This window comes from Pseudomonas sp. LBUM1661 (assembly GCF_059695925.1).
This window is the reverse complement of record NZ_CP166794.1, coordinates 2,529,630-2,554,509: the sequence shown is the minus strand read 5'-3', so window position 1 is coordinate 2,554,509 and position 24,880 is coordinate 2,529,630. Positions and strand designations below refer to the sequence as shown.

Here is a 24,880-nt window from a genome sequence, read left to right as displayed (position 1 = left end):
GCGGGCAAGCCCGCTCCCACAGGTTTTGTGTTGTACCGCCTACGGTGGACACACCATCAATCCCTGTGGGAGCGGGCTTGCCCGCGATGACGGCGGTACATCCAGCATTGATGTGACTGAAAAATATCGCGAGCAGGCTCGCTCCCACACTGGATTTGCTGCGCACACAAAACCTGTGCTCGACAACAATCAAATGTGGGAGCGAGCCTGCTCGCGATGCAGGCGGCGCGGTTTCAGGTCTTCACCGCCACCCACGTAAAACACAACGGCAATTGCGCCTTCTGCTCTTGATACCGATCATAGAGTTCCTCGCGGTTGGAATGCGGGTATTCCTTGAAGTGGCTGATGCGCAGCCCCGCGTCGAGGGCGCCGGTGAAGAGGGCGCCCAGGGTGTGGACGAACCAGTAGGACGGCGCGGACGGTTGATCGACTTTGCCTTCGTAGACGATCGGTTCGTTCTGCACAAAAGGCTCGCGGCGAAAGTACGAGGTGATCGGGCGATAGGGATCGGCGGCCTCGGGATCGAACATTTCCAGGAACGGGTGGGTTTCGTACACCACCAGACGGCCGCCCGGTTTCAGCGTTTGCGCGACGTGGCGAAAAAATTCGCCGATGTCCGGCATCCAGTTCAACACGCCGATGGTGATCAGGGCCACGTCGAAGCGCCCCTGAAGTTCACGTGGCAAATGATGAATATCGGCCTCGATGAATTGCGGCGCATGGGGTGAACGTGACGCCAGTTCCCGCGCCTGATCGAGAAAGGCCTCGGACTGGTCGACGCCCACCACGCTGCGGGCACCCAGCGCAAACAGTGAAAGACTTTCGCGGCCATTGTTGCAGCCCAGTTGCACCACGTCCTTGCCGTCGACACCGACCTCCTGCAGCAAACCCGTGAGGGTGTCGTCCAGGCAGGAAAAATCCGCCTGCACCACGCCGCTCAAATGGGCTTGCCATTCAGGGCTGTCTTTGTGGTGTCGGGCGGAGTCGTTCCAGGCATCGCGGTTGCTGGCGATGGCTTTTTCTTTAGTCGGCATGTCCATTGCGCACTCCAGATCTCGGGTCTTGATTGACCGGCACGAGTCTAGATCAAGCATTGAAAAACCCACATCCGGGATTTGTTGCGATCTTGTAATCCGGGCATGCCGACGCTTACCCCGGCAAGCGCTATAGTTAATGGCCTTGGGGAAGTGCGGGAATACGAGTACGCAGGTGCTGCCATGAAAACAACTGATCTGACGCTGTTGCTCAGCCTTTGCCTGACCGCCACCACCGGGTTACAGGCAGCCGACGAGCTGACGCCCACTACCGACTACAGCAGTGAATTCAACTATTACGGGGCCGACCAACCGTTCGCCCACCCCGTTCCGCCTTCCCTGAGCACGGTGCCGCCGGGCTCGTACATCCCGACAGCGCCCGGGGATTTCATTCCGATCGCGAGCCAGCATGATTTCTCCGACTCACGATTGCCGACGGTGGCGGACGCCACGGTGCGGGTGTTCGTCCGCTCCTACGATTCCCAGCGTGGCGTCTACGTCAACGAAGAAGTGCTCGACCCCTCGTGCCTGCTCGAATGCCTCAGCCGTCCGGGGCCTGCGTTGTAACGCGGCTCACCACTGGCGTTTGTCCGGGCGCGCGAGGCCGAGTTTTTCGATCCGGTAACGCAGCATGTCGCGACTCAGGCCCAGCAGGCGCGCGGACTTGGTGACGTTCCAGTCGGTCTTGTCGAGCATCTTGCGCACCATGTCGCGTTCCACTTCCGGCAGGTTCATCGACTCGCTGCCGTTGTACACCGGACGTGGCTCTGCGTGTTGCGGCTCCTGGTGAAACACCAGCGGCTCGTCCACCAGGCTCATGCAGACGTTCAACTGGTGGGCGGCGATGGTGTCGGTCTGGGCCAGCAATACGGTTTGCTCAAGCATGTTGCGCAACTCACGCACGTTGCCCGGCCAGCTGTAGCTGAGCAGCAATTCTTCGGCCTGGTCGCTGAAATGCAAGTGCGGCTTGCCATAGCGTTTGCCGTGGATCGCCAGGAAGTGCCGGGCCAGCAGCAGGATGTCTGCGCCACGGGCATACAGGCGCGGAACCTTGATTGAGATGATGCGCAAACGGAAGAACAGGTCGCGGCGGAATTTGCCCTGCTGGACCATTTGTTCGAGGTTGCAGTTGGTGGCGCTGATCACCCGCAAATCGACCTTGCGCTCCTTCACCGAGCCGACCCGGCGAATGGTCCGGTCTTCCAGCAGCTTCAGCAGCTTGGCTTGCAGCAACAAGTCCATTTCACCGACTTCATCGAGAAACAGCGTGCCGCCATCGGCCGCTTCCACCAGCCCGACGCGACGGTCCTTGGCATCGGTGAAAGCGCCCTTCTCATGCCCGAACAGCTCCGACTCCACCAGGTTCGATGGAATCGAGGCGCAGTTGAACTCAATGAAGGGACCTTTGGCGCGCGGGCCGTCGAAGTGCAGCGCCCGGGCCACCAGTTCCTTGCCGGTGCCGGTCTCGCCTTCCACCAGCACCGGTGGCAGATCGGTGTTGGCCATCCGCCGCTCGGCGTCGAGCAACTGGCCGATGGTACTTTTCAGGTACTGCATGGGCGCCGATTCGCCAATCAATGCCTGCACGCCCGACTTCTGCGCTTCGCGTTCCTGATAGAACGACAGCGTGCGTTCCATTCGGTCAGTGGCCAGGGCCTTGTCCAGCAACAGCTTGAGCTCCGGCAAAGCCACCGGTTTGGTGACGTAATGGAAAGCGCCCTCTTTCATCGCCACCACGGCGTCTTCGACATTGCCGTAACCGGTCATCATGATCACCTTCAGATCCGGCGCGCTGATGCGCAGCTTCTGGATCAGGTCGTGACCGCTCATGCCCGGCAGCGAGTTGTCGGTCAGCACCACGTCAGGGACGAAAGTGCCCAGTTGCTCCAATGCATCCTCAGCCGAGTGGCAGACTGTCACCTCGAAGTCCTTGCGCTCCAGGTAGGTCTGAATATTCTCGGCCAGGAGTTCGTCATCCTCGACCAGCAGTATGCTGTGCTCCATATTCCCCTCCCGTTGCCACTTTGAAATTGAGACAGACGCGGGTTCCTTCCTGCTCCTGGCTGGTCAGTTCGACCGAGCCTTCGAAACGCTCCATTATTCTTTTGACCAGGGCCAGGCCTACGCCCAACCCGCCTTGTTTGGTAGTGAAAAACGGCTTGAAGGCCATTTGTTGCTGCTGTTGGGTCATGCCCTTGCCGGTATCGCTCAGGGTCATGCGCACGTGCCCCGGCTGCGGCGAAGCAATATCGATGCTCAGCACGCCGCCCTTGGGCATGGCTTCCAGGGCATTGGCGAACAGGCTATTAAGAATTTGCGTGAGCAGCACCTGCTGGCTGACGATCGGCGGACAACTCTGCGGCGTGAAACGCACCTCGACACCGGAACGTTTGATCAGCGCGTCAAAGGCGCTCAGGGTGTCGTCGAGGGCCATCACCAGGTCTACCGTTTCATAATCGTCATTCATTGGCCGCAGCGACACGAGCAATTCCCGGACCCAGCGCGACATGCGATCTACCTGATTGATGATGTCGCCGATGTTCTTCTGTGCACTCTGGCTGGCGATTTCCTGGGCCAGTTCGGCGCTGGAACGAATGTTCGCCAACGGATTGCGCAGGCTGTGGGCGACCGCCGAAGACATTTCCCCGAGGGCCGCAAACGTCTCGTTGTTGATCAGTTGTTTCTGCTGGCTCTGCAACAGCATGGCCGCACGCCGCACAATCCAGAACAATGCCAGGTAAATGGCCGCCCCACCGAGCACGGTCGCCAGCCAGATCGCCTTGAAGCCACGCTGGATGCGCTCCACCAGATCCACGGGTTCCTTGTAGATCTCGACCATGGCGATCACTTTGCTTTTGTCGGCATTGAACATCGGGATGTAATTCTCGATGAACAGATATTGAGGTTCACGCAGCAATCGCGTTTCAGGGCGCTCCTCGTCGATCTCGTGATAGCTGGTCGACACCGGTTCCTTCATTTCGAAGGATTCATCCAGCTCTTCGTCGTTTTCGATGCGCACCCCAATCAGTTCAGGGTTGGTGGACCAGACCACGGTGCGATCGAGGGCGTAGACCGTGGCCAACAGAATGTCCGGCAGATGCTCGACGTGATCGAGAAACTCAATGCGCGAAGAGGCCCGGGATTCCGGACTCACGTCGGGATAGGCGTTCTCCTGGCGTGGGTCAAGCATCTCGCCCATGGTTCTGGTCGTGGTGATCCCGGCATGGCGAATTTCAGCATCGCCAATCGCCTGGATGAACTGCGCGGTGAGCATCGAATCGCGCTCGACACTTTCCTCGACCACGAAACGCGTGGAAATGTAGCCCAGCCCCAGTGCCACGCCGGCAATGATCAAAAAGCTGCCCAGGGAAAACCAACGCAACAAGTTGAACTGACCGCGCCAGCCCTTGCTTTCTAATGCCGGCGGATCCGGCGCAGGCTTTTTTTGTTGTTCCAGTCTCTGCATGGGACCTTCCTGGATGCTCGCTTCAAGCCTTTTCAGTCGCGGTTGGGATCAGTGTAGGTGGCATTGATCGATACCGACTGGCGAATGATAGTATTTCGCCGCTATGGTGCTTGTGCCGCCAGTGTTTGCTGACGATCCGTCTCTTCCTGCAAGAAACCGATGATGGCCTGCGCGGCGTTTTCGTCGAGGCGCAGGTTGGGCATAGGGATCCTTTCATAACGTTCGTACAGCTCCAGGGCTATCGGGTCTTTTTCGGCGAGCATGCGGTCAGGCTCGCGTATCCAGCGACTCAGCCAGGCCGGATTGCGCTGACGGGTGACGCCGATCAGGTCCGGGCCAATGCTGCGCATGCCAATGCCCTGCCCGTCCATCGGACCCAGGCTGTGACACGACGCGCAACGGGTGCGAAACAGTTCTTCGCCATTGCTCGGCGGGCGGATCTGCGGTGCATCGGCGTAGCTTTCTTCGACACTGGGCTTTTTCCAGTTCTGCAACGTGTTGGCCAACTGATCCGCGAGGATCCACGGGTTCTCGAACGGCGACGCTTTCATCCAGCGCCCGGTGCTCTGGTTGCCGACGATCAGGCTCAGGTTGTGGTCTTTGCTGCGGCCGTTGTCGACGCCTTCGATGAACAGCCCGAGTTTTTTTCGCAGGTCGGTCACGTCGGCGAATTCCCCGGTGAGGAACTTCCAGCCCGGCCCGACCTTGAAGCGTTGTGCATAGGCCTTGAGCACTTCGGGTGTATCGCTCAGCGGATCGATGCTGATGGAGTAGAAAAAGATGTCTTGCCCGACCCGGTCCCCCAGCAAATTCTGCACCTGACGCAGGCGCGCGGTTTCCAGCGGGCAAGAGTCGCTGCACGAAGTGAAGATGAAATTGATCACCACCACTTTGTCCTTGATCAAGTCATCGAAGAAATGCAGCTGCCGACCGTCCTGATCGGTCAGCACAGTGTTAGGGAAATAGTCGCCGCCCCAGGGTGTCGCCGCCTCCGTCGGCGCCAGTGCACCTTCATGGGCCAGCAGCACCTGACTGGCCAGCAGACAGGTAACCAGCATCAATATCAGGTGCATGCCCAGGGCGCGGGAGCGCGGCGTTGGCAACCTCATGTCGACTCGCTCGCGGTTCATTTTTTCACCATGACTTGCGGGCTCACGCCATCGCTATTGCGGAAGATTGGCAGCGCGGCGGCGTACTGGCTGGGGAAGGATGTCTCGAGTGCGACGCCGGGTGGCGCGCGGCGGGCCGCACGGGTGGGCTCATGTTGCGGCAGCGGGCCAATGGCGGTCGGTGGAAACGACAGGCGCGTGGCCGGGGTGGCGAGGTCGAGTGTTTCCGGACCGAACTCTGCGGGGGGCATTGTCAGAATGACGCCCAGAGGCGTCAACAAACCGAACCACCTGAAGGGGTACCGCGCTTTTCTGTCCATCACCAGCCGCCTCGAAATCGTGAAGGGGGTGATGGGGGTTTTGCAAGGACCTCGCCAAATTTGTAACAGGTTTATGCGTAATATTAATGCTCAACAAAACAATGGCTTATCAACTTCAATGTGCCACGATCGGGGAATACGATTGGGGAATGGCACCCGCTAACGGGGAAAGTTCACACCCGTTATCAGGGAATCAACCTGAACGACAGGCGCACACTCGTGCCCTCGCCTTCACGGCTAGCCAGGGACACCGAGCCGCCAAACCGCTCCATGATGCGTTTGACCAGCACCAGCCCGACACCAAGCCCGCCTTGCTTGGTGGTGAAAAACGGGCGGAAGGCCAGGGCGCGTTGCTCTTCGGTCATGCCTTTGCCAGTGTCGCTGATCACCACGCTGACGCCCCACGAATCCGTCGGTTCCAGGGTGATGGTCAGCGTGCCGCCGCCGTCCATGGCTTCCAGTGCATTGGCGAGCAAACTGTTGAGGATCTGCGTCAACTGCACTTGCTGGCTCAGGACCATGGGGGTTTCCTTGGGCACGAACACAACGTGGACCGAGGCTTTGGCGATTTGTTGTTCGAAGGCCATCAGGCTGTCATGCAGCGCCGCCACCAGGTTCACCGACTCGGCCTCGTCATTGAGCGGACGCAAGGACTGCAGCAGCTCCCGCACCCACTTCGACATGCGATCAACCTGGCCGATGATGTCGTTGATGTTCTTGTGCGCTGGGCCGCTGTCGAACTCCAGGGCCAGTTCGGCACTGGAGCGGATGGTCGCCAATGGATTGCGCAAGCTATGGGCCACCGCTGACGACATCTCGCCCAGGGCGACAAAGGTTTCGTTGGTGATCAATTGCTTTTGTTGCGCCGCCAGCAAAATCGCCGCCCGCCGCACGATCCAGTACAACCCCAGGTAAATCAGGCCGCCGCCCAATGCCGTGGCCAGCCAGATCAACACCAGGCCGCGCTCCATCCGATCGATCAGGTCCTTGGGTTCCTTGTAGATCTCGACCATCGCCGTGACTTTGTCGCCCTCGGCGTTGAACAGCGGAATGTAGTTTTCGATAAAGATGTATTCCGGGGGCGTCACGAACTTCTGTTCCATGCGGCTCTCGTCCACATCGTGATAGCTGGCCGACACCGGGACTTTGTTGCTAAAAGCCTGGTCCAGGTCTTCGTCGGCGTGGATCTTGGTGCCCATCAAGGCCGGGTTGGTCGACCAGATCACCATGCGGTCGGGGGCATAAATGTTCGCCAGGATCACGTCCGGCAGATGTTCGATATGGTCGAGGAACTCACCGCGGGCACTGGCTCGGGCCATCGGATCGACGTCGGGGAAGTCCTTGTCCTGGCGTGGATCAAGCAACTCGCCCATGGTTCGCACATTGGGGATCGATACGTGGCGCACCTCGGCCGAGGCAATGGCCTGAATGAACTGCGACGTCAGCAACGCATCACGCTGAACGCTTTCGGTAATCACGAACCGCGTGGACACCGCCCCCAACGCCACCGCCACAGAGCCGATCACCGCCATGCTGATGAGCGAGAACCAGCGCAGCAGATTGAACGGCTGTTTGCGCGAGCTCAAGCGGACGTCGCCCTCTTCGGACGGGTGCATTTTTACCGGCATGTCCATGAACGTGCTTCCCGACGTTTCCCCTATAGGGTTATAGCCCACTAATGGCCGTTTGCCCGTCATCGAGTGTTGTCCCTCCACCGTCCCCGCTCCCCCCATCTACCCCCAATGCTGGGGACAGTGGCCCTATCTCCACGGCTGGCTTTGTGATGCCGCGTGATCGGGACAGGCCTGTGTACCGGGCCTCTCCCGGCTGTTTTCGCCGGTTGGTATGGAAGTTGCCAACACCCTCTCAACTGACCCATCCCCACGGGACAGGTACTCTGATAGAGGGATTAACTCATGCACCCTTTACTGTCCAAAACAGCGGCCGCCCTGGTCGTTAGCGCTCTGGCCCAAGGCGTGGCTCAGGCCGCGCTGTTTGCTGTCGACCCCGGCCCCTACCTGCCAGACAACGGCGGCTTCGCCGCCTGGTATCAAGACTCCCATGGTCGAACCCTCGACTTGTGCCTGTCCAAGGCGGTCAGCTCCAGGGTTGCCGGTGCACCCGGTGCGCCGGCCTACATGTGCCTGCTGGGGGCGACCCCCGGGGTTTTCGACGACGCGCAGCCCATCGTTTTCCCGACCAACTTTCCCGATGAGGCATTCTGGTTCACCGGCGACGGCTCAATCGTCGATGCCGCGCGGGGGATCGACCTGACCTATGTCAGCGCCGTGGAAGCGGCCTTCGCCGCCGAAGAACCGGTAGAAGGCGACCAGGTCAGTTTCGGCCGCATCCGCATTCGGGTGGACGTGCCCACCGCCGGTGTCTACACCATCACCCACCCTTACGGCGTCGACATATTTGACGTTCCCGCCGGTGGAAGCCGCGCCATCAACATGACCCGCGACATCGGTATCGGCACACCGAAAACCTACGACGGCGCACTCAAGAGTGACATCGGCCCGTTCCTGCGCAGCGTCAACGGCCCCTACACCGAGACGAATCCGGTCACCGGCTCGGCGGAGAAATTCGTCGGCGATCCGAACCTGGAAGAAGCCTTCACCGGCAGCCCTTTCAATACCAACTACATCCGCATCGAAGGGCCGAACGGCCTGGACTTGCGCACGACGGTCATGGCCATTTCCGGCAAGTTGTCGAACGTGGTCCGGCCAACCCCGATGATTGCCGAGCGCAGCACTTATTCGCGCAAGGCCGGTGAAAGCGCACCGGTGGCGCAGAGCGATGTGTTCGTCATGGCCCCGCCGCCACCGGCCGTCGTGACCCTGGACAGCAACACTCCGGTGCTGAACCTGACCGAAGCTGATACCTCCGGCCACTGGTACGCCCAGTCCTCAACCAACCCGACGTTGCCCAGCAACCTGGTGGTGACCGCCGACAACCACCTGGCCATTCCCAGCAGCACGCCGACCACGCTGTCGATGCCACTGACGGACCTGGTGGTGATCCAGACCGCCCAGTACAGCTTGAGCAGCGGACAACTCACGGTGGTGGCTTCGACCAGCGATGAAACCTCGCCGCCGGTACTCGTCGCCACCTCCGGCACGGGGGCGGCCATCGGTGCCCTGAGCGGTGACGGCGCCGTGAAATCCCTGGCGACCGGCATCTCGCCGATTCCACCGGCCAAGGTTCGAGTGACGTCATCCAATGGCGGCACTGATACCGAAGAAGTGGTCATCCTGCCATGAACGCTCACATGCCCAGATCCTCATCAGGAGGCATCATGAACAATTGGCCACGCCTGGCGCTCAACGCCCTGGGACTGACTTTATCGCTGTCCGGCAGTGCATTCGCGCAACTCGCTGCCGTCGACCCCGGCCCCTACACCTTTGCCACCGGGAAATTCCCGATGTGGTACCAGGACAACAATCTGCTGTCGCTGGAACTGTGCCAGTCGCGGGCGACCAGCTCGCGGGTACCGAGCGCGCCTGGCGCGCCAACCTACATGTGCATCCTGAATCCGGAACCCGGGATTTTCGACGACACCCAGCCGATGGTGTTCCCGGATAACTGGCCACCGGAAGCCTTCTGGTTCCTCGCCGAGACCAGCATCAATGATGTCGGCGGCTATGGCGTGGATGCCTACGTGGCCGGGATCGAAGCGGCCTTCGCGGCGGAAAACCCTGTCGACGGCGATCAGGCCAGCTTCGCGCGGATTCGTCTGCGGGTGAACGTGCCGGTCGCCGGGACCTACACCATCACCCACCCGTACGGGGTGGAAACGGTCAACGTCACCGCTCCGGGCCGGCGGGCGATCAACATCACCCGCGACATCGGCATCGGCGCACCGGGCAACTTCAGCGGCGCGCTCAATGGCGAGGTCGGGCCGTTCCTGCGCAGTGTCAACGGGCCGTACAACGAAGTGAACCCGGACACCGGTGCCATCGAGACGTACGTCGGCGATCCGAACCTCACCGAAGCGGTCACCGGCAGCCCGTTCAACAACAACTTCCTGCGTGTGCAGGGGCCGGCCGGGACCATCCAGACCTCGCTCTTTACCGTGTCCGGCAAAGTCCTCGACAGCCGTGCGCAAACCCCGGTAGAGATCGGTCGCGCCACTTACCGCCGCACGTCTACAGGACCGGGCACCAGCAGTACCCGGGTTGAAGTCTTTGGCAAATCGGCCAACGGTTCGAGCCTGTGCTTCCGCGAAACCGTGGCCCTGGTGCCCGGACCACCGCAGACGCCTTGCCTGATCAACATGCTCGGCGACAACAACGGCCAGTTCTTCGGCAATCATCTGGTCACAGGTGCCGTGCCGCCGGTCGTGGTGGTCACCGCCACCAACCCGGGCGGCACGACCCGTCCAACAGCGGTGTCAAGCAAGCTCACCGACGTGGTGAAAATCCAGACCGCTCGCTATAGCTGGAGCAATCACAGCCTGCTGATCGAGGCCACCTCGACTGACGAAGTGGTGGTACCGGACATGGTCGCGCAGGGTTACGGACGCCTGTCGAAATCCGGCACCCTGCAAAAAATCACCATCGCCGATCTGACCCAGCCACCGGCATCCGTGACGGTCAAGTCGGCGGCGGGCGGCAGTGACACCGAAGCGGTTGTCGTGGTCGGCGCCGCACCGGACACCGGTGAGAACCAGGCACCACTCAGCGTCGCTGACACCGGCAGCACCAGTTTCGGGGTGCCCATCACCCTCAACCTGCTGGGCAACGACAGCGACCCGGATGGCAACACGCCATTGAGCATCACCGCGCTGACCCAACCGGCCGCAGGCCAGGGCACCGTGGTGTTGAGCGGCACGACGGCGGTGGTCTATACCCCGCCCGCCGTGGTCAATGCACCGCTGACAACGACCTTCACCTACAAGGCTCAAGACGTCAAAGGCCTGGCCTCGACCGCTCCGGCGACCGTGACCATCACCGTTGCGCCTAACCAGCCTCCGGTGGCCGTCGCCGACAGCATCGCAACCCTGGGCGTGGCAGTTCCGATCAGTGTGCTGGCCAACGACACCGATCCGGAAGGCAACGTGCCGCTCGCCGTCGCCAGCGTCACTCAACCACCGGCAGGTCGCGGCACCGTCAGCAGCAACGGCACGGTGATCACCTACACCCCACCGGCCACGGTCACCACGGCGTTCACCACGACCTTCACCTACTTCGCCCGGGACAGCTTCGGTGCCCAGTCGACGTCGCCGGCCACGGTCACGGTGCAAGTCTCGCCACGGCCTGCTGCGGAAACCTTCACGGTGACCACGGCAACCGTCTCGGCCCGTTCCAACAACCGCTTCACTTGGGACTTTGCAGGCACCTCGTCGGTGATCACCGGCAACGTCATCACCGTCCAGGTGTCCACTCCGACCGGACTGCGAACCCTGGGCACCACCACGGTGCCGGTGACCGGTCGCTGGAGACTGACAGTGAACAACACCACCACGGTGATTCCGTCGGCGAACCCGACAGCCACCATCACCTCGTCCCAAGGCACCGTGCGCTCGGTGTCCGTGATCTCCAATTGAGCCCTCGCCCCATCGACCGCAAAGCCTGTAACAAAAGGTTCGGTGGGGCAGGTTTCTCCAAAGGATAACGCCATGAAAACGCCGACCGCCGCCCTGCTCTGCCTGCTTCTGCTCTGCAGCAGCGCAGGCGTGCGCGCCGACGATTTGATGGAGAACGACGACCTTGGCCCCGGTACCGACCTCGGCGAGTTGCCACCGCCCATTGGCCAACACGCGTTGATCGACCAGAACGGCCAGACCAACGCCGCGCTGGTGCAACAGAACGGCCAGTCGCTGCTCGGCAACATCGTGCAGTCGGGCAGCAATCAGGAAGCCTACATCCTGCAACAAGGCAGCGACCTGATGGCAATGATCACCCAACAAGGTTCGGGCAACTCCGCTGCAATCACCCAAAGCGGCAGCCACAACCGTGCGCAGATTTCCCAGAACGGCAATAACAACGACGCCAGCATCGACCAGGCCGGTACGGGGCTCTCAAGCGCCGTGACCCAGTCGGGGAACGGCATGAGCGTTTCGGTCAAACAGTATCGCTAAAGCACTGCACCACTTGGAGGTTTCATCATGTTCAAACTGACGCCCCTCACCGCCGCCATCCTGGTCATTGTCAGTGCCCAGGCGATGGCCGACGACAGCGTTTCCATCCAGGACCAGGCCGGGACTGCCAACGTCGCCGATGTGAAGCAGACTGCGGCCCCTTTCAGTACCGCCACCCAACAACAACTGGGCCAAGGCAACGATGCGGCCGCCGTGCAAGACACGGCGACCAGCACCATCGACCAGAACCAACTCGGCGACTACAACGCCGGTTACGCCGAGCAGTTGTTCGAAGACGGCAGCACCATCACCCAGCAACAGGTCGGTAGCACCAACACCAGCCATGCCAGCCAGTCAATCGGCATGGGCGGCAACCAGGCGCTGCAACAACAGCAAGGCACCGGCAACTTCTCGTTCATCTATCAGGACAGCCAGGAAGCCTCCACCGGTCAAACCTTGCAGTTCGGTGACAGCAACGAGGCCAATATCGAGCAGATCCAACTGGGCGTTGCCAACAACGCAGTGATCATCCAGTACGGCACCGCCAACTACGGCACGGCTGAACAGATCAACCACACGGGCGGCCAGATCGGCATCAACCAGGCCGGTGAAGGCAACTACGCCTACGGCGACCAGCGTGATGGTATCGGTGGCGTCGTGACCATCAACCAGTTCGGCGACTTCAACGGCACGGAAATCTGGCAGGGCGCGCAAACCGGCAGCCAGGCCACCGTCGACCAGTACGGCACGACCAACGAAACCGTGGTCGACCAGAGCTTCGGTGAAAACAACGACGCGCGAGTCCTGCAAGTCGGTGACGCCAACGCCATCTACGCCGACCAGTTCGACTCCGTCGGTTCGGTCCTGGCGCTGTATCAGCAAGGCGCCGGCAACGTGCATTTCACCTACCAGAGCGGCGACAGCCATGTACTCAACGCCACCTCGGTGGGCAACGACAACAAGGTCTACGCCAGCAACTGGAAAGGCCCGCAACTGGGCGGCCAGTTCGGCAGCAACCAGCGCGCCACCATCACCCAGAACGGCAACGCCAACGTGGCCAACTTCACGCAGGATGGCGTCGGCCACATCATGACCACTAACCAGACCGGCACCGGCAACAAAACCACCGTCAGCCAGGCCGACAACTACAACGAGCTGTACTTCGACCAGAACGGGAGCGACAACATCCTCATCGCCGACCAGCGCGGCACCACCAACCTGGCCCAGGGTTCTTCCAACGGTTCGGGTAACAGCACCGAGTTCAACCAGGAAGGCACCGGCAACCAGGCTTACACCAACCAGCTGTGGGGCAGCGACAACCAGATCACGGTGAAACAGGCTGACACGATGAACGTGGCGTATGTGACCCAAGGGGGCACCGGCAACATTGCCAATGTTGATCAGAGTGGCATGACGCAGATGGCGACAGTGCAGCAGATGGGGGCGGATAACCGGGCGACCGTGTTGCAGCAATAATCGGGGGTGGGGGATCAGAAAACCGCGACTCTTGAGGGAGGGTCGCGGTTTTTTTTATGGGCGGGTGGTTGGCGATCCGGCCGGCGCCACCACAAAAATGGATAGGCCGCCTAATCAAAAAGAAGCCAGGCGAACTGCCAACGCCTGCGCCTGACTCGCCACATCCGTCACCGCCGTGCTCTCCCACCACATTCCACGCAACGGCGGCCCCATCGCAAACAACCGGCTGGCGACCCGCCCATCGGCATCCAGCACCGCACCGTCAACTGCCGCCGCGATCCCCAACGCCAAAGGCCCCGGTCGAATCAACCCGCGCGCCAGCAGTTGGCGCGGCAACGGACGCGCCACCCGACGCCAGTCGTACTCGATACCGCTGGAGTTGATCAACGCCGCGCCACTGACGACGCACGTTTCAGTCTCGCCACGACGACGAATCCGGATACTCACTTCCCCGCCCAAGGAACGCTCCAGGCCCTTGAACGAAGCGGCCTGAATGCGCAACCGCCCTTCCCCATGCAACCGCGCCACCAACTCCGCGCTCAACGGCGGCGAGCGGTGGTGATGACTTTCCCACCACGGCCGCACATGCCGCACAAATTGCCGACGTTGCAGGTCCGTCGCCTGGTTCCACAACCGCCCGATGTGCGCGCGCACCGTATCCAGTGGCGCCTGCCAGTCGATGCCTTGCGCGATGGCTTGCCGGCAATGCCGACGCAGTTCGCGCACCAGCTGACGGGGTGTGCGGATGCTGTGATCCTCGGCGAGAAAATCCACCCAGGCCGGCGGTTGCCGACGCACATGCGGCAGCAAGCCATGGCGGGAAAACACTTCGATCGGCCCGCGATGCCCGGCCTGTTCCAGCGACACCACGGCGTCGACCATGGTCAGGCCCGAGCCGATGATCAACACCGTCGACTGCGGATCGAGCTGCCGCATGTCCGCGACGTCCCACGGATCCAGTGCCGCCGCGTTCAGGCCGCTGGATTCGGTTTGCGGCGTGAGCGCGGCGGGGAATAGCCCGGTCGCCAACACCGCAAAAGCCCCCTGCAAACGCTGGCCGTCACTCAAGGTCACGCTCACCGCGTCGTCATGGGTTTGCAGATCAACCACCTCGGCCCGCACGTGCTCGACCGTTGAACCGTTCAAGGCCCCAACGGCTTGAGCCTCGGCCAGACGCTGCTGCACGTACAGGCCAAAAATCCCTCGTGGCGGGAACAATTCGCTGATCGGCACATGTTGCTCGTCAGACTCGGGCCAGCCACCGGCCGCAATGTAGTCGGTCAACCATTGGGTCAGGTCGTCGGCGTTGTCCGGATCAACGCTCATGCGCGCCGCGTTACCGTTGAGCGTATGGCCCAACTCGACCGCGCTGTACGCCTCGCCACGGCCCAATTCGGCCCGGGGCTCGATCACCAGCACCTGACGCTTGCCGGGCAGACGCAACAACTGCGCCGCCAGCATCGCGCCGCTGAGGCCGCCGCCGACGATCAGGATGTCTGCGTGACGGATGGCGGGAGTCGCCTGTCCGTTTTGGGTTTCACTCATGCCGTTCTCACTGATCAGTGTTTAGCTGGATAGAAGTCATGCCGATCGCCTGGACGATCATAGGCGCCAAACCCACGGAAGATTCATCAAACAGTACCAAAGTAGGACAGGTTGGCGCTGACTGGCAGGCTCGAATCGGGCGAGTTCATGCGCTGTCCTGCTTGAAATCGGCGAGCCAGGTGCGCTCCGGTTTAGCGTCAGCGCTACGGGTGGCTTGCCAGATGAAATGCAGGTTGTGAAAGCCCAGCCGCCGACGAACAAGGTTTTTGATCAACCGTCGCAGACCGCGTTCCGGACGGGCAATGGCCCAGTCGCAGAGGCGCCGGCGCCACGTGCCTTGGGGCGCGAGGCGGCTTTCGATGTCGGCGGCCAGCCGTTGCAGGCCTTCGGTGGAAAGCAGCAGCCCTGAGGGCGCCACTTCGCGACGGTCGCGGCGGGCGCTGCCGGGGCGTTCCGGGAAGGCCAGGGAGTGGCCGCGGCTCAGCCATTGCTCAAGCAACACCGTCAGACCGTTTTGCCATTGGGTGCCCTCTTCGCTCCACAGTTGAGCCCCTTGCGCCCAGCGGTTGAGGCGTTGCGGGGGTTCTGTCGGGCCGAGCAGTTCGGTGAAATTGAGCAGCGACTGGCCGTGGTTGATCCACAGTTGCTGCGCCTGCCGACCGTGGACGAAGGCGTGAGTCGGACGACTGCGCCACAGGGCTCTGTGCAGGTCCTCGGGTTCGAGATTGTCCGGTAGCGTCAACACTTCACCACCGATGTGTTGCGCGGCCAGGGCCAGCTGCAACAGGTTCGGTTCGAAGGCGCCGCTGAGGGCCAGCCGCGACGCCTCGGTAAAACCCTGCTGACGCAAACCATCGGCCAGGCGTTCGACATCGCGCAAGACATCAATCCAGCGCCAGACGAACCACTGCCCGTGACGCTTGTGCCGCAGTGCCGGTTGCAACGGGCTGATCTGGGCCCAGTGTCGCAATTGCTCCAAGGCTCGGGGCACGTTGACCTGCCACTCGGTGATGTCCGCCATCGGCGGACGCTTGAGTTCATGCACGCTCATGAATTGACCTCCTGTTCACGGACAAAAGCATGCGGTAGTCCGCCGGGCCGGATATAGGGAGCATCACCGCCCCCACAGTTGATCGAGGTCGAACACGAATCCTCAGACCACCACAGATCCTCGTGGGAGCGGGCTTGCCCGCGATGAGGCCGGCACATTCAGCATTAATGTCGACTTCCAGGCAGCCATCGCGGGCAAGCCCGCTCCCACAGGGATGTGTGTTGTGCTGACGTTTAGGCAGACACCAATTTCCTCTCCTGCTGACGCAACGCCGCCAGGTCGCGATAGCCACTTCCCGGGTGGCCCCTTCATAGCTGACCCAGGTTTTGTACTCCTCGAATTTGGCTTTGGCCTTGGCGTCGGGCGAACGGATACGGGTGCTCGAACGACAGCGACGCGGTCAGGCCGAACCCCAGATGCTCGGTGACCAACGCCATCGGCGGGATCAGTTGCAGCGGATCGTTGACCGGCACCTGCGCCGCCTGACGGATCGCCGCGTCACCTTTGCCGTTGTAGACGTCATAGATGCCCAGCACATCGGCAATGAACAGGCCGTCGAACTTGCCGCGCTCCAGGATCTTCGCCAGATCGGTCCAGTATTCCAGGTCCTTGTACTGCCACGAACGATCACGCGGATGCGCCCACAAACCCGGCGACTGGTGGCCGACGCAGTTCATGTCAAAAGCGTTGAGACGAATTTCCCGGGCCATCAAACGGCGCTCCTGAAACTGGGGGATGAAATACCCAGGGCTTTTGCAGGAGTCGTGCCTGAAACTAAATTCGTTTTAATTCAATTGCTTGAACAGTTATCCGAGAAATACTTGGAGCTTTAAACCAGCAAAGTGTCGATCCACTGTTGATCGGCGAACAGTTAGATCACCACGTTTCTGACGAACCGCGCCGCCACCGCCCCATCGTTGCGATAGGCATGGGGCTGGTTGCTGGCGAACATATAGAACTCGCCGGCGGCGATCTCGTGCGGCGTGTCGCCGAGCATCAAGGTCAGGCAGCCTTCGAACACGTAAATCTGTTCGCTCCAGCCATCGGCATCCGGTTGCGACGGGTAAATTTCGCCCGGCTGCAGGCACCATTCCCATTGTTCCACTTCGCGAGTGGCGGTGGCCCTGGACAGTAAAACGGCTTTGCTGCCGGCAATCATACCGGCCCAGGCGACTTCATTGATGCGGCTGTAATCGCGGACGTCCGGGGCCTGGATCAGGTCGCTGAACGCCACGTCCAGTGCTTCGGCCACGCGGTCGAGGGTGGTCAGGCTGACATTCTTTTCGCCCGCCTCGATGGCCACCAGCATCCGCCGACTGACGCCCGATTTTTCGGCCAAGGCAGTCTGGCTCATGTCGGCGGCATGGCGCAGGCGTCGAACGTTCTGGCTGACGTGCTGAAGGACCGAAGCCCGTTGCGTGGAATCTTTGTGCACTATATTGCTCACTTAGTGGCGTTGGGCAGTATACTGCGCAACATTCGGCGCATTGTGCGTCCCCCTCAGGTAGCGCGCAAGGTCATGACGTCGGTGAACTCCTCCCAGGCTTCTTCCCGTTTCTCCCGGTTCAGCAAGGCCGAGTGCGTGCTGGTGCTGATCACCATGGTGTGGGGCGGGACCTTTTTGCTGGTCCAGCATGCAATGACCGTCAGCGGGCCGATGTTTTTTGTCGGCCTGCGTTTTGCCGCGGCAGCGATCATCGTCGCCCTGTTCTCCTGGCGGCACCTGCGCGACCTGACCCTGTTCGAACTCAAGGCCGGGGCCTTTATCGGCGTGGCGATCATGCTCGGCTATGGCTTGCAGACCGTCGGGTTGCAGACCATTCCCAGCAGTCAGTCGGCGTTTATCACTGCGTTGTACGTGCCGTTCGTGCCGCTGCTGCAATGGCTGGTGCTGGGACGGCGTCCGGGGTTGATGCCGAGCATCGGGATCATGCTGGCGTTTACCGGGTTGATGTTGCTGTCGGGGCCTGCCGGCGCGTCTTTCAATTTCAGCCCCGGTGAAATCGCTACGTTGATCAGCGCGGTGGCGATTGCCGCAGAGATTATTCTGATCAGCACTTATGCAGGCCAGGTCGATGTGCGTCGGGTGACGGTGGTGCAACTGGCGGTGACTTCGGTGCTGTCGTTCCTGCTGGTGGTGCCGACTCAGGAAGTGATTCCGGACTTTTCATGGTTGCTGTTGTGCAGTGCGCTGGGGCTCGGCGCGGCCAGTGCGGCGATTCAGGTGGCGATGAACTGGGCGCAGAAGAGTGTTTCACCGACGCGGGCGACGTTGATCTATGCCGGTGAACCGGTGTGGGCCGGGATTGTCGGGCGGATTGCCGGGGAACGGTTGCCGGCGATTGCGTTGGTGGGCGCGGGGTTGATTGTGGCGGCGGTGATTGTCAGTGAGTTGAAGACCAAGGGTAAGGTTGCTGTGACTGAGGAAGAGTTGGAGCGGGAGACGCAAGGTTAAGTCGCAGTATCTGCGGTGTCAGGTCTGGCCCCATCGCGAGCAGGCTCGCTCCCACATTTGGAACACATTCCCTGTGGGAGCGAGCCTGCTCGCGAAGGGGCCAGACCTGCTGAATACAAACCTTTGAAACAATGAATAACAGGAATTTTCCAGCTACTTTGTAGGATTCTGCGACAGCTTGGCGTTTGGTGATTCCGGGGACTGGCACGTATGATGCTTCACAAACTTCCGCAGATTAGAAGCCTATGTCCCTGATAGTTCTACTGCTTCTGCCTTTTATCGGCAGCTGTCTGGCCGCTTTGCTGCCACACAACGCGCGCAACACCGAATCGCTGTTGGCTGGCCTGGTTGCCTTGATTGGCACCGTTCAGGTCGCCCTCTTGTACCCGCAAATCGCCCACGGCGGCGTCATTCGCGAAGAATTCTTCTGGTTACCGAGCCTCGGCCTGAACTTTGTTCTGCGCATGGACGGCTTCGCCTGGCTGTTCTCGATGCTGGTGCTGGGCATCGGCACACTGGTGTCGTTGTACGCCCGCTACTACATGTCGCCGGACGATCCGGTGCCACGGTTCTTCGCGTTTTTCCTCGCGTTCATGGGCGCCATGCTCGGGTTGGTGATCTCCGGCAACCTGATCCAGATCGTGTTTTTCTGGGAATTGACCAGCCTCTTCTCGTTCCTGTTGATCGGCTACTGGCACCACCGCGCCGATGCCCGACGTGGCGCTTATATGGCGCTGATGGTCACCGGCGCCGGCGGTTTGTGTTTGCTGGCGGGGGTCATGCTGCTTGGCCATGTGGTCGGCAGCTATGACCTGGACAAGGTCCTGGCCGCCGGCGAGCTGATTCGCGCACACGCCCTCTACCCCATTCTGCTGCCCCTGATCCTGATCGGCGCCCTGAGTAAAAGCGCGCAATTCCCCTTCCACTTCTGGCTGCCCCACGCCATGGCGGCGCCGACGCCGGTCTCGGCGTATTTGCACTCGGCAACCATGGTCAAGGCCGGGGTATTTCTGCTGGCACGGCTGTGGCCGTCACTGTCCGGCAGTGAAGAATGGTTCTACATCGTCAGCGGCGCTGGCGCCTGCACCCTGTTGCTCGGCGCCTATTGCGCAATGTTCCAGAACGACCTCAAAGGCCTGCTGGCCTACTCGACCATCAGCCACCTGGGCCTGATCACCCTGCTGCTGGGCCTGAACAGCCCGCTGGCCGCCGTGGCCGCGGTGTTCCACATCCTCAACCACGCCACCTTCAAGGCCTCGCTGTTCATGGCGGCGGGGATCATCGACCACGAAAGCGGCACCCGCGACATTCGCAAACTCAGTGGCCTGATCAAGTTGATCCCGTTCACCGCCACCCTGGCCATGGTCGCCAGCGCCTCGATGGCCGGTGTGCCGCTGCTCAACGGCTTCCTCTCGAAAGAGATGTTCTTCGCCGAAACCGTGTTCATCAACGCCACCGCCTGGGTCGAGATGACCCTGCCCATCGTCGCGACCATCGCCGGGACGTTCAGCGTTGCTTACTCGCTGCGATTCACCGTTGATGTGTTCTTCGGCCCGACCGCCACCGACCTGCCGCACACCCCGCACGAACCGCCACGCTGGATGCGCGCGCCGGTGGAGTTGCTGGTGTTCGCTTGCCTGGTGGTGGGGATTTTCCCGGCGCAAGTGGTCGGCCCGTTGCTCGCCGCCGCGGCGTTGCCCGTGGTGGGCGGCACCCTGCCGGAATACAGCCTGGCGATCTGGCACGGCTGGAACGCGCCGATGATCATGAGCCTGATCGCCATGTCCGGTGGCATCGTGCTTTATCTGTTGCTGCGCAATCAGCTCAAGCGCGGGCGCTTCAAGTACCCGCCGATCATTGGCCGGTTCAACGGCAAGCGCCTGTTCGAACGCAGCCTGGTGGTCATGATGCGTTTGGGACGTCGCCTGGAGCGGCGGATCAGCACCAAGCGCCTGCAAAGCCAATTGTTCCTGATGGTGCTCGCGGCGGTGCTGGCCGGGTTGATCCCGATGCTCCACAGCAGCCTGAGCTGGGGCGACCGGCCGAAGATTCCGGGCTCGATCGTGTTCGTGACGCTCTGGCTGCTGGCGATTGCCTGTGCCCTCGGCGCTGCATGGCAAGCCAAGTATCACCGGCTCGCGGCCCTGACCATGGTCAGCGTCTGCGGCTTGATGACTTGCGTGACCTTTGTCTGGTTCTCGGCGCCGGACCTGGCCCTGACGCAACTGGTGGTCGAAGTGGTGACCACGGTGCTGATCCTGCTCGGCCTGCGCTGGCTGCCGCGACGGATCGAAGAGGTCTCGCCGCTGCCGAGCACTTTGCGCAAGGCGCGCATCCGCCGTATCCGCGACTTGCTGCTGTCGACCGTGGTCGGTGGCGGCATGGCGTTGCTGGCCTACGCGATGCTGACACGGCAGACGCCGAACGACATTTCTTCGTTCTACCTAAGCCGCGCCTTGCCTGAGGGCGGTGGCAGTAACGTGGTCAACGTGATGCTGGTGGACTTCCGTGGCTTCGACACCCTCGGTGAAATCACCGTGCTGGTGGCCGTGGCGCTGACCGTCTTCGCCCTGCTGCGGCGCTTCCGTCCACCGAAAGAAAGCCTGCAGTTGCCGGCCCAGCAGCGCCTGCTTGCACCCGACGTGGTCACCGATCTGGTCAACCCGCGTCACGCCAGCGACACCGCGCTCGGCTTCATGATGGTCCCGGCGGTGCTGGTGCGCCTGCTGCTGCCGATTGCGTTTGTGGTGTCGGTCTACTTGTTCATGCGCGGGCACAATCAACCGGGCGGCGGGTTTGTCGCGGGCCTGGTGATGTCGGTGGCGTTCATCCTGCAATACATGGTCGCCGGCACCCAATGGGTCGAGGCGCAAATGAGCCTGCGACCGCTGCGCTGGATGGGCACCGGTTTGTTGTTTGCCACGGCGACCGGGCTCGGGGCGATGGCCGTCGGCTATCCGTTCCTGACCACCCACACCTGGCATGTCGAACTGCCCGTGCTGGGCGACATTCACATCGCCAGCGCGCTGTTTTTCGACATCGGCGTGTACGCCGTGGTGGTCGGCTCGACGCTGTTGATCCTCACCGCCCTCGCCCACCAATCGGTACGCGGCCACAAAACGGCGGCCCTGCCCAGAGCCGTCGCCAAGAAAGGAACCGTCTGATGGAAGAAGTCATCGCAATCGCCATCGGCGTACTGGCGGCGTCCGGCGTCTGGCTGATCCTGCGGCCACGGACGTTCCAGGTGGTCATGGGCCTGTGCCTGCTGTCCTACGGCGTCAACCTGTTCATCTTCAGCATGGGCAGTCTGTTCATCGGCAAGGAACCGATCATCAAGGACGGCGTGCCCCAGGACCTGTTGCACTACACCGATCCGCTGCCACAAGCGCTGGTGTTGACCGCCATCGTCATCAGTTTTGCCATGACCGCGTTGTTCCTGGTGGTGTTGCTCGCCTCCCGGGGCCTGACCGGTACCGACCATGTGGATGGCCGGGAGCCGAAAGAATGAATGTGATGACGCACCTGATCGCCGCGCCGATTCTGCTGCCGCTGCTGACCGCCGCCATCATGTTGATGTTGGGCGAGAAACATCGGCCGCTCAAAGCCAAGATCAACCTGTTCTCCAGCCTGGTGGGGTTGGGCATTGCCGTGCTGTTGCTGCAATGGACCCAGGAAACCGGCGTGCCCGGTTCCATCGGTGTGTACCTGCCGGGCAACTGGCAAGTGCCATTCGGGATTGTGCTGGTGGTCGATCGTTTGTCGGCGATGATGTTGGTGCTGACCGGGATCATCGGCGTCAGCGCGCTGCTGTTCGCCATGGCCCGTTGGGACGGCGCCGGTTCGAGTTTCCATGCGCTGTTCCAGATTCAGATGATGGGCCTGTATGGCGCCTTTCTGACCGCGGACCTGTTCAACCTGTTCGTGTTTTTCGAAGTGCTGCTGGCCGCTTCTTACGGCCTGATGTTGCACGGCTCCGGCCGGGCGCGGGTGTCGTCGGGGCTGCATTACATCTCGATCAACCTGCTGGCTTCGTCGTTGTTCCTGATTGGCGCGGCGCTGATCTACGGCGTCACCGGCACCCTGAACATGGCCGACCTGGCGCTGAAAATCCCGCTGGTGCCGGAAGCCGATCGCGGCCTGCTGCACGCTGGCGCGGGGATTCTCGCGGTCGCGTTCCTGGCCAAGGCCGGGATGTGGCCGCTGAACTTCTGGCTGGTGCCCGCCTATTCCGCAGCCAGCGCACCGGTGGCGGCGATGTTCGCGATCATGACCAAGGTCGGTATCTACACCTTGCTGCGCCTGTGGACGTTGCTGTTCTCCGGTCAGGCCGGGGCGTCGGCGTACTTTGGCGGCGACTGGCTGATCTACGGCGGCATGGCGACCATCGTCTGCGCCGCCGTGGCGATCCTCGCGGCACAGCGCCTGGAACGCCTGGCCAGCCTGAGCATTCTGGTGTCGGCGGGTATCCTGCTGTCGGCCATCGGTTTCGCTCAACCGAACCTAATCGGCGCGGCGCTGTTCTACCTGGTCAGCTCGACCCTGGCGTTGAGCGCGCTGTTCCTGCTGGCCGAGTTGATCGAGCGTTCGCGGTCGGCCAATGAAATGCCGCTGTACGATGACGGGGACCTGCTGCCACGGCCGATGGAATCCCTGCAACCGCCCAAAGGCATCAACCTCGACGACGAACAGAAAGCCGTGGTCGGCCAAGTGATTCCCTGGACGATGGCCTTTCTCGGTTTGAGTTTCATTGCCTGCTCATTGCTGATCATTGGCATGCCGCCACTGTCCGGGTTTATCGGCAAGCTCAGCCTGCTCAGCGCCCTGCTCAACCCGCTGGGCCTGGGCAATAGCGGTGATACGCCGGTGTCGAACGCGGCGTGGGGTTTGCTGGCGCTGCTGATCCTCTCCGGGCTGGCGTCGTTGATCGCCTTCTCGCGCTTGGGCATCCAGCGTTTCTGGACGCCCGAAGAACGGCCATCACCATTGTTGCGCCGTTTCGAATGCGTGCCGATCATTGCGTTGCTGGGCTTGAGCATTGCCCTGACGTTCAAGGCCGAACCGCTGCTGCGCTACACCCAGGCTGCGGCGGATGCCTTGAACAACCCGCAGCAATACGTGATGGCGGTGCTCGGCACGCGTGCGGTGCCGAGCCCTGAAGCACGGGCCGCGATGCTGGAGGTGCAGCCATGAAGCGTGTGTTTCCTGCGCCGTGGCTGTCGTTGGCCCTGTGGCTGTTGTGGCTGGTGCTGAACCTGTCGATGAGCCCCGGCAATCTGCTCATGGGCGCGGTGCTGGGCTTCTGCGCACCGCTGATGATGCGCAAGCTGCGGCCGCTGCCGATCCGCATTCGTCGGCCCGGGGTCATTTTGCGTTTGTTCTTCCTGGTCGGTCGCGACGTGCTGGTGTCAAACCTCGCCGTGGCCTGGAGTGTGCTGAATGCCGGTCGCCGCCCGCCGCGCTCGCAGTTCATCAAGGTGCCGCTGGACCTGCGCGATGCCAACGGCCTTGCGGCGCTGTCGATGATCTGCACGGTGGTCCCCGGCACGGTCTGGTCGGAACTGGCGCTGGATCGCAGCATCCTGTTGCTGCACGTCTTCGATCTGGAGGACGAAGCGCTGTTTATCGAGCACTTCAAGGCGACCTATGAGCGCCCCTTGATGGAGATCTTCGGATGAGCCCGTTGCTGTCGAACGCGATCCTGCTGAGCCTGTTTATTTTTTCGCTGGCGATGATTCTGACCCTGATCCGCCTGTTCAAAGGGCCGTCGGCTCAGGACCGGGTCCTGGCGCTGGATTACCTGTACATCATCGCGATGCTGATGATGCTGGCGCTGGGCATTCGCTATGCCAGTGACACGTACTTCGAGGCGGCGCTGCTGATTGCGCTGTTCGGCTTCGTCGGCTCGTTTGCCCTGGCGAAATTCCTCCTGCGTGGCGAGGTCATCGAATGAACGCGGAACTGTCTCTTTGGGTTGAAATTCCGGTGGCGATCCTGCTGGTGCTCGGTAGCCTGTTTGCGCTCATCGGCGCGATTGGCCTGGTGCGGATGAAGGATTACTTCCAGCGCATGCACCCACCGGCCCTGGCCTCGACCTTGGGCGCGTGGTGCGTGGCGTTGGCCTCGATCATTTATTTTTCGGCGCTGAAATCCGCGCCGGTGCTGCATGCCTGGCTGATTCCGATTCTGCTGGCGATTACGGTGCCGGTGACCACGCTGTTGCTGGCTCGAGCGGCGTTGTTTCGCAAGCGCATGGCCGGGGATGATGTGCCGGCGGAGGTGAGTAGTCGGCGCTCCGAGACCGGGATTTGATCCACGGTTTATGTAGATTGATCTGGCCTCATC

21 protein-coding genes and 1 pseudogene are annotated in these 24,880 nt (G+C 61.8%); 12 read left to right on the top strand and 10 right to left on the bottom strand.

Features of this window, described 5'->3' with window-relative positions; genetic code table 11:
• Positions 1–233 precede the first annotated feature (233 nt).
• Positions 234–1,040 (bottom strand): class I SAM-dependent methyltransferase, encoded by an 807-nt coding sequence (locus ACA057_RS11840; RefSeq protein ID WP_497348493.1) that lies wholly within the window; start codon positions 1,038–1,040, stop codon positions 234–236.
• A gap of 177 nt (positions 1,041–1,217) precedes the next feature.
• On the opposite strand from ACA057_RS11840, the gene ACA057_RS11835 reads away from it, so the two are divergent.
• Complete coding sequence (locus ACA057_RS11835) at positions 1,218–1,601, top strand: hypothetical protein (protein WP_497348491.1); 384 nt, start codon at positions 1,218–1,220, stop codon at positions 1,599–1,601.
• Between the two features lie 6 nt (positions 1,602–1,607).
• On the opposite strand, the gene ACA057_RS11830 is transcribed toward ACA057_RS11835, so the two are convergent.
• From ACA057_RS11830 to ACA057_RS11810, 5 genes are all read right to left on the bottom strand, one after another.
• Positions 1,608–3,038: a sigma-54-dependent transcriptional regulator gene (locus ACA057_RS11830; protein ID WP_497348489.1), complete on the bottom strand. Its 1,431-nt coding sequence runs from the start codon at positions 3,036–3,038 to the stop codon at positions 1,608–1,610.
• The gene (locus ACA057_RS11825) at positions 3,007–4,500 is read right to left on the bottom strand and encodes a sensor histidine kinase (RefSeq protein WP_497348487.1); all 1,494 of its coding nucleotides are present in this window, start codon (positions 4,498–4,500) and stop codon (positions 3,007–3,009) included. Before ACA057_RS11825 ends, ACA057_RS11830 begins: the two co-directional genes overlap by 32 nt.
• Positions 4,501–4,601: 101 nt before the next feature.
• Complete coding sequence (locus ACA057_RS11820) at positions 4,602–5,609, bottom strand: SCO family protein (protein ID WP_497348485.1); 1,008 nt, start codon at positions 5,607–5,609, stop codon at positions 4,602–4,604.
• A gap of 17 nt (positions 5,610–5,626) precedes the next feature.
• Positions 5,627–5,890, bottom strand: coding sequence for a hypothetical protein (locus ACA057_RS11815; RefSeq protein ID WP_497348483.1), 264 nt, complete (start codon positions 5,888–5,890; stop codon positions 5,627–5,629).
• Between the two features lie 224 nt (positions 5,891–6,114).
• The gene (locus ACA057_RS11810; RefSeq protein ID WP_497348481.1) at positions 6,115–7,563 is read right to left on the bottom strand and encodes an ATP-binding protein; all 1,449 of its coding nucleotides are present in this window, start codon (positions 7,561–7,563) and stop codon (positions 6,115–6,117) included.
• Positions 7,564–7,845: 282 nt separating this feature from the next.
• Between ACA057_RS11810 and ACA057_RS11805 the strand changes: the two genes are divergently transcribed.
• From ACA057_RS11805 to ACA057_RS11790, 4 genes are all read left to right on the top strand, one after another.
• Complete coding sequence (locus ACA057_RS11805) at positions 7,846–9,192, top strand: hypothetical protein (protein WP_497348479.1); 1,347 nt, start codon at positions 7,846–7,848, stop codon at positions 9,190–9,192.
• Between the two features lie 35 nt (positions 9,193–9,227).
• Complete coding sequence (locus ACA057_RS11800) at positions 9,228–11,477, top strand: Ig-like domain-containing protein (protein ID WP_497348477.1); 2,250 nt, start codon at positions 9,228–9,230, stop codon at positions 11,475–11,477.
• A gap of 72 nt (positions 11,478–11,549) precedes the next feature.
• The gene (locus tag ACA057_RS11795) at positions 11,550–12,011 is read left to right on the top strand and encodes a curlin (RefSeq protein ID WP_497348475.1); all 462 of its coding nucleotides are present in this window, start codon (positions 11,550–11,552) and stop codon (positions 12,009–12,011) included.
• A gap of 27 nt (positions 12,012–12,038) precedes the next feature.
• Positions 12,039–13,487 (top strand): curlin, encoded by a 1,449-nt coding sequence (locus ACA057_RS11790; RefSeq protein WP_497348473.1) that lies wholly within the window; start codon positions 12,039–12,041, stop codon positions 13,485–13,487.
• A 114-nt stretch (positions 13,488–13,601) separates the two neighbouring features.
• On the opposite strand, the gene ACA057_RS11785 is transcribed toward ACA057_RS11790, so the two are convergent.
• The 4 genes and pseudogenes from ACA057_RS11785 to ACA057_RS11770 form a co-directional block, all read right to left on the bottom strand.
• The gene (locus ACA057_RS11785; RefSeq protein ID WP_497348471.1) at positions 13,602–15,032 is read right to left on the bottom strand and encodes an FAD/NAD(P)-binding protein; all 1,431 of its coding nucleotides are present in this window, start codon (positions 15,030–15,032) and stop codon (positions 13,602–13,604) included.
• Between the two features lie 145 nt (positions 15,033–15,177).
• Entirely contained in the window at positions 15,178–16,083 is a 906-nt protein-coding gene (locus ACA057_RS11780) for an AMP-binding protein (RefSeq protein ID WP_497348469.1), read from the bottom strand.
• Between the two features lie 356 nt (positions 16,084–16,439).
• Positions 16,440–16,793: pseudogene (locus ACA057_RS11775) on the bottom strand (5,10-methylene tetrahydromethanopterin reductase); the annotation flags it as partial.
• Between the two features lie 161 nt (positions 16,794–16,954).
• Complete coding sequence (locus tag ACA057_RS11770; protein WP_059404777.1) at positions 16,955–17,518, bottom strand: helix-turn-helix domain-containing protein; 564 nt, start codon at positions 17,516–17,518, stop codon at positions 16,955–16,957.
• Between ACA057_RS11770 and ACA057_RS11765 the strand changes: the two genes are divergently transcribed.
• The 7 genes from ACA057_RS11765 to ACA057_RS11735 all read left to right on the top strand — a co-directional run bounded on the left by ACA057_RS11765 (position 17,513) and on the right by ACA057_RS11735 (position 24,847).
• Entirely contained in the window at positions 17,513–18,538 is a 1,026-nt protein-coding gene (locus ACA057_RS11765; RefSeq protein ID WP_497348467.1) for a DMT family transporter, read from the top strand. The genes ACA057_RS11770 and ACA057_RS11765 overlap by 6 nt on opposite strands.
• Positions 18,539–18,783: 245 nt before the next feature.
• Complete coding sequence (locus ACA057_RS11760) at positions 18,784–21,702, top strand: monovalent cation/H+ antiporter subunit A (RefSeq protein WP_497348465.1); 2,919 nt, start codon at positions 18,784–18,786, stop codon at positions 21,700–21,702.
• Positions 21,702–22,046, top strand: a complete 345-nt coding sequence (locus ACA057_RS11755; RefSeq protein WP_007986256.1) for a Na+/H+ antiporter subunit C — start codon at positions 21,702–21,704, stop codon at positions 22,044–22,046. Before ACA057_RS11760 ends, ACA057_RS11755 begins: the two co-directional genes overlap by 1 nt.
• Positions 22,043–23,728, top strand: a complete 1,686-nt coding sequence (locus ACA057_RS11750; RefSeq protein ID WP_497348463.1) for a monovalent cation/H+ antiporter subunit D — start codon at positions 22,043–22,045, stop codon at positions 23,726–23,728. Before ACA057_RS11755 ends, ACA057_RS11750 begins: the two co-directional genes overlap by 4 nt.
• Entirely contained in the window at positions 23,725–24,213 is a 489-nt protein-coding gene (locus ACA057_RS11745; protein WP_497348461.1) for a Na+/H+ antiporter subunit E, read from the top strand. The genes ACA057_RS11750 and ACA057_RS11745 overlap by 4 nt, the downstream gene beginning before the upstream one ends.
• Entirely contained in the window at positions 24,210–24,488 is a 279-nt protein-coding gene (locus ACA057_RS11740; RefSeq protein WP_059404782.1) for a K+/H+ antiporter subunit F, read from the top strand. The genes ACA057_RS11745 and ACA057_RS11740 overlap by 4 nt, the downstream gene beginning before the upstream one ends.
• Positions 24,485–24,847 (top strand): Na+/H+ antiporter subunit G, encoded by a 363-nt coding sequence (locus ACA057_RS11735; RefSeq protein ID WP_497348458.1) that lies wholly within the window; start codon positions 24,485–24,487, stop codon positions 24,845–24,847. Before ACA057_RS11740 ends, ACA057_RS11735 begins: the two co-directional genes overlap by 4 nt.
• Positions 24,848–24,880 lie beyond the last annotated feature (33 nt).

Excerpts from the sequence above, each read along its gene's own strand:
- ACA057_RS11840 (WP_497348493.1), bottom strand. The coding sequence starts at position 1,040 with ATGGACATGCCGACTAAAGAAAAAGCCATCGCCAGCAACCGCGATGCC.
- ACA057_RS11835 (WP_497348491.1), top strand. The coding sequence starts at position 1,218 with ATGAAAACAACTGATCTGACGCTGTTGCTCAGCCTTTGCCTGACCGCC.
- ACA057_RS11830 (WP_497348489.1), bottom strand. The coding sequence starts at position 3,038 with ATGGAGCACAGCATACTGCTGGTCGAGGATGACGAACTCCTGGCCGAG.
- ACA057_RS11825 (WP_497348487.1), bottom strand. The coding sequence starts at position 4,500 with ATGCAGAGACTGGAACAACAAAAAAAGCCTGCGCCGGATCCGCCGGCA.
- ACA057_RS11820 (WP_497348485.1), bottom strand. The coding sequence starts at position 5,609 with ATGAGGTTGCCAACGCCGCGCTCCCGCGCCCTGGGCATGCACCTGATA.
- ACA057_RS11810 (WP_497348481.1), bottom strand. The coding sequence starts at position 7,563 with ATGGACATGCCGGTAAAAATGCACCCGTCCGAAGAGGGCGACGTCCGC.
- ACA057_RS11805 (WP_497348479.1), top strand. The coding sequence starts at position 7,846 with ATGCACCCTTTACTGTCCAAAACAGCGGCCGCCCTGGTCGTTAGCGCT.
- ACA057_RS11800 (WP_497348477.1), top strand. The coding sequence starts at position 9,228 with ATGAACAATTGGCCACGCCTGGCGCTCAACGCCCTGGGACTGACTTTA.
- ACA057_RS11795 (WP_497348475.1), top strand. The coding sequence starts at position 11,550 with ATGAAAACGCCGACCGCCGCCCTGCTCTGCCTGCTTCTGCTCTGCAGC.
- ACA057_RS11790 (WP_497348473.1), top strand. The coding sequence starts at position 12,039 with ATGTTCAAACTGACGCCCCTCACCGCCGCCATCCTGGTCATTGTCAGT.
- ACA057_RS11785 (WP_497348471.1), bottom strand. The coding sequence starts at position 15,032 with ATGAGTGAAACCCAAAACGGACAGGCGACTCCCGCCATCCGTCACGCA.
- ACA057_RS11780 (WP_497348469.1), bottom strand. The coding sequence starts at position 16,083 with ATGAGCGTGCATGAACTCAAGCGTCCGCCGATGGCGGACATCACCGAG.
- ACA057_RS11760 (WP_497348465.1), top strand. The coding sequence starts at position 18,784 with ATGTCCCTGATAGTTCTACTGCTTCTGCCTTTTATCGGCAGCTGTCTG.
- ACA057_RS11755 (WP_007986256.1), top strand. The coding sequence starts at position 21,702 with ATGGAAGAAGTCATCGCAATCGCCATCGGCGTACTGGCGGCGTCCGGC.
- ACA057_RS11750 (WP_497348463.1), top strand. The coding sequence starts at position 22,043 with ATGAATGTGATGACGCACCTGATCGCCGCGCCGATTCTGCTGCCGCTG.
- ACA057_RS11745 (WP_497348461.1), top strand. The coding sequence starts at position 23,725 with ATGAAGCGTGTGTTTCCTGCGCCGTGGCTGTCGTTGGCCCTGTGGCTG.
- ACA057_RS11740 (WP_059404782.1), top strand. The coding sequence starts at position 24,210 with ATGAGCCCGTTGCTGTCGAACGCGATCCTGCTGAGCCTGTTTATTTTT.
- ACA057_RS11735 (WP_497348458.1), top strand. The coding sequence starts at position 24,485 with ATGAACGCGGAACTGTCTCTTTGGGTTGAAATTCCGGTGGCGATCCTG.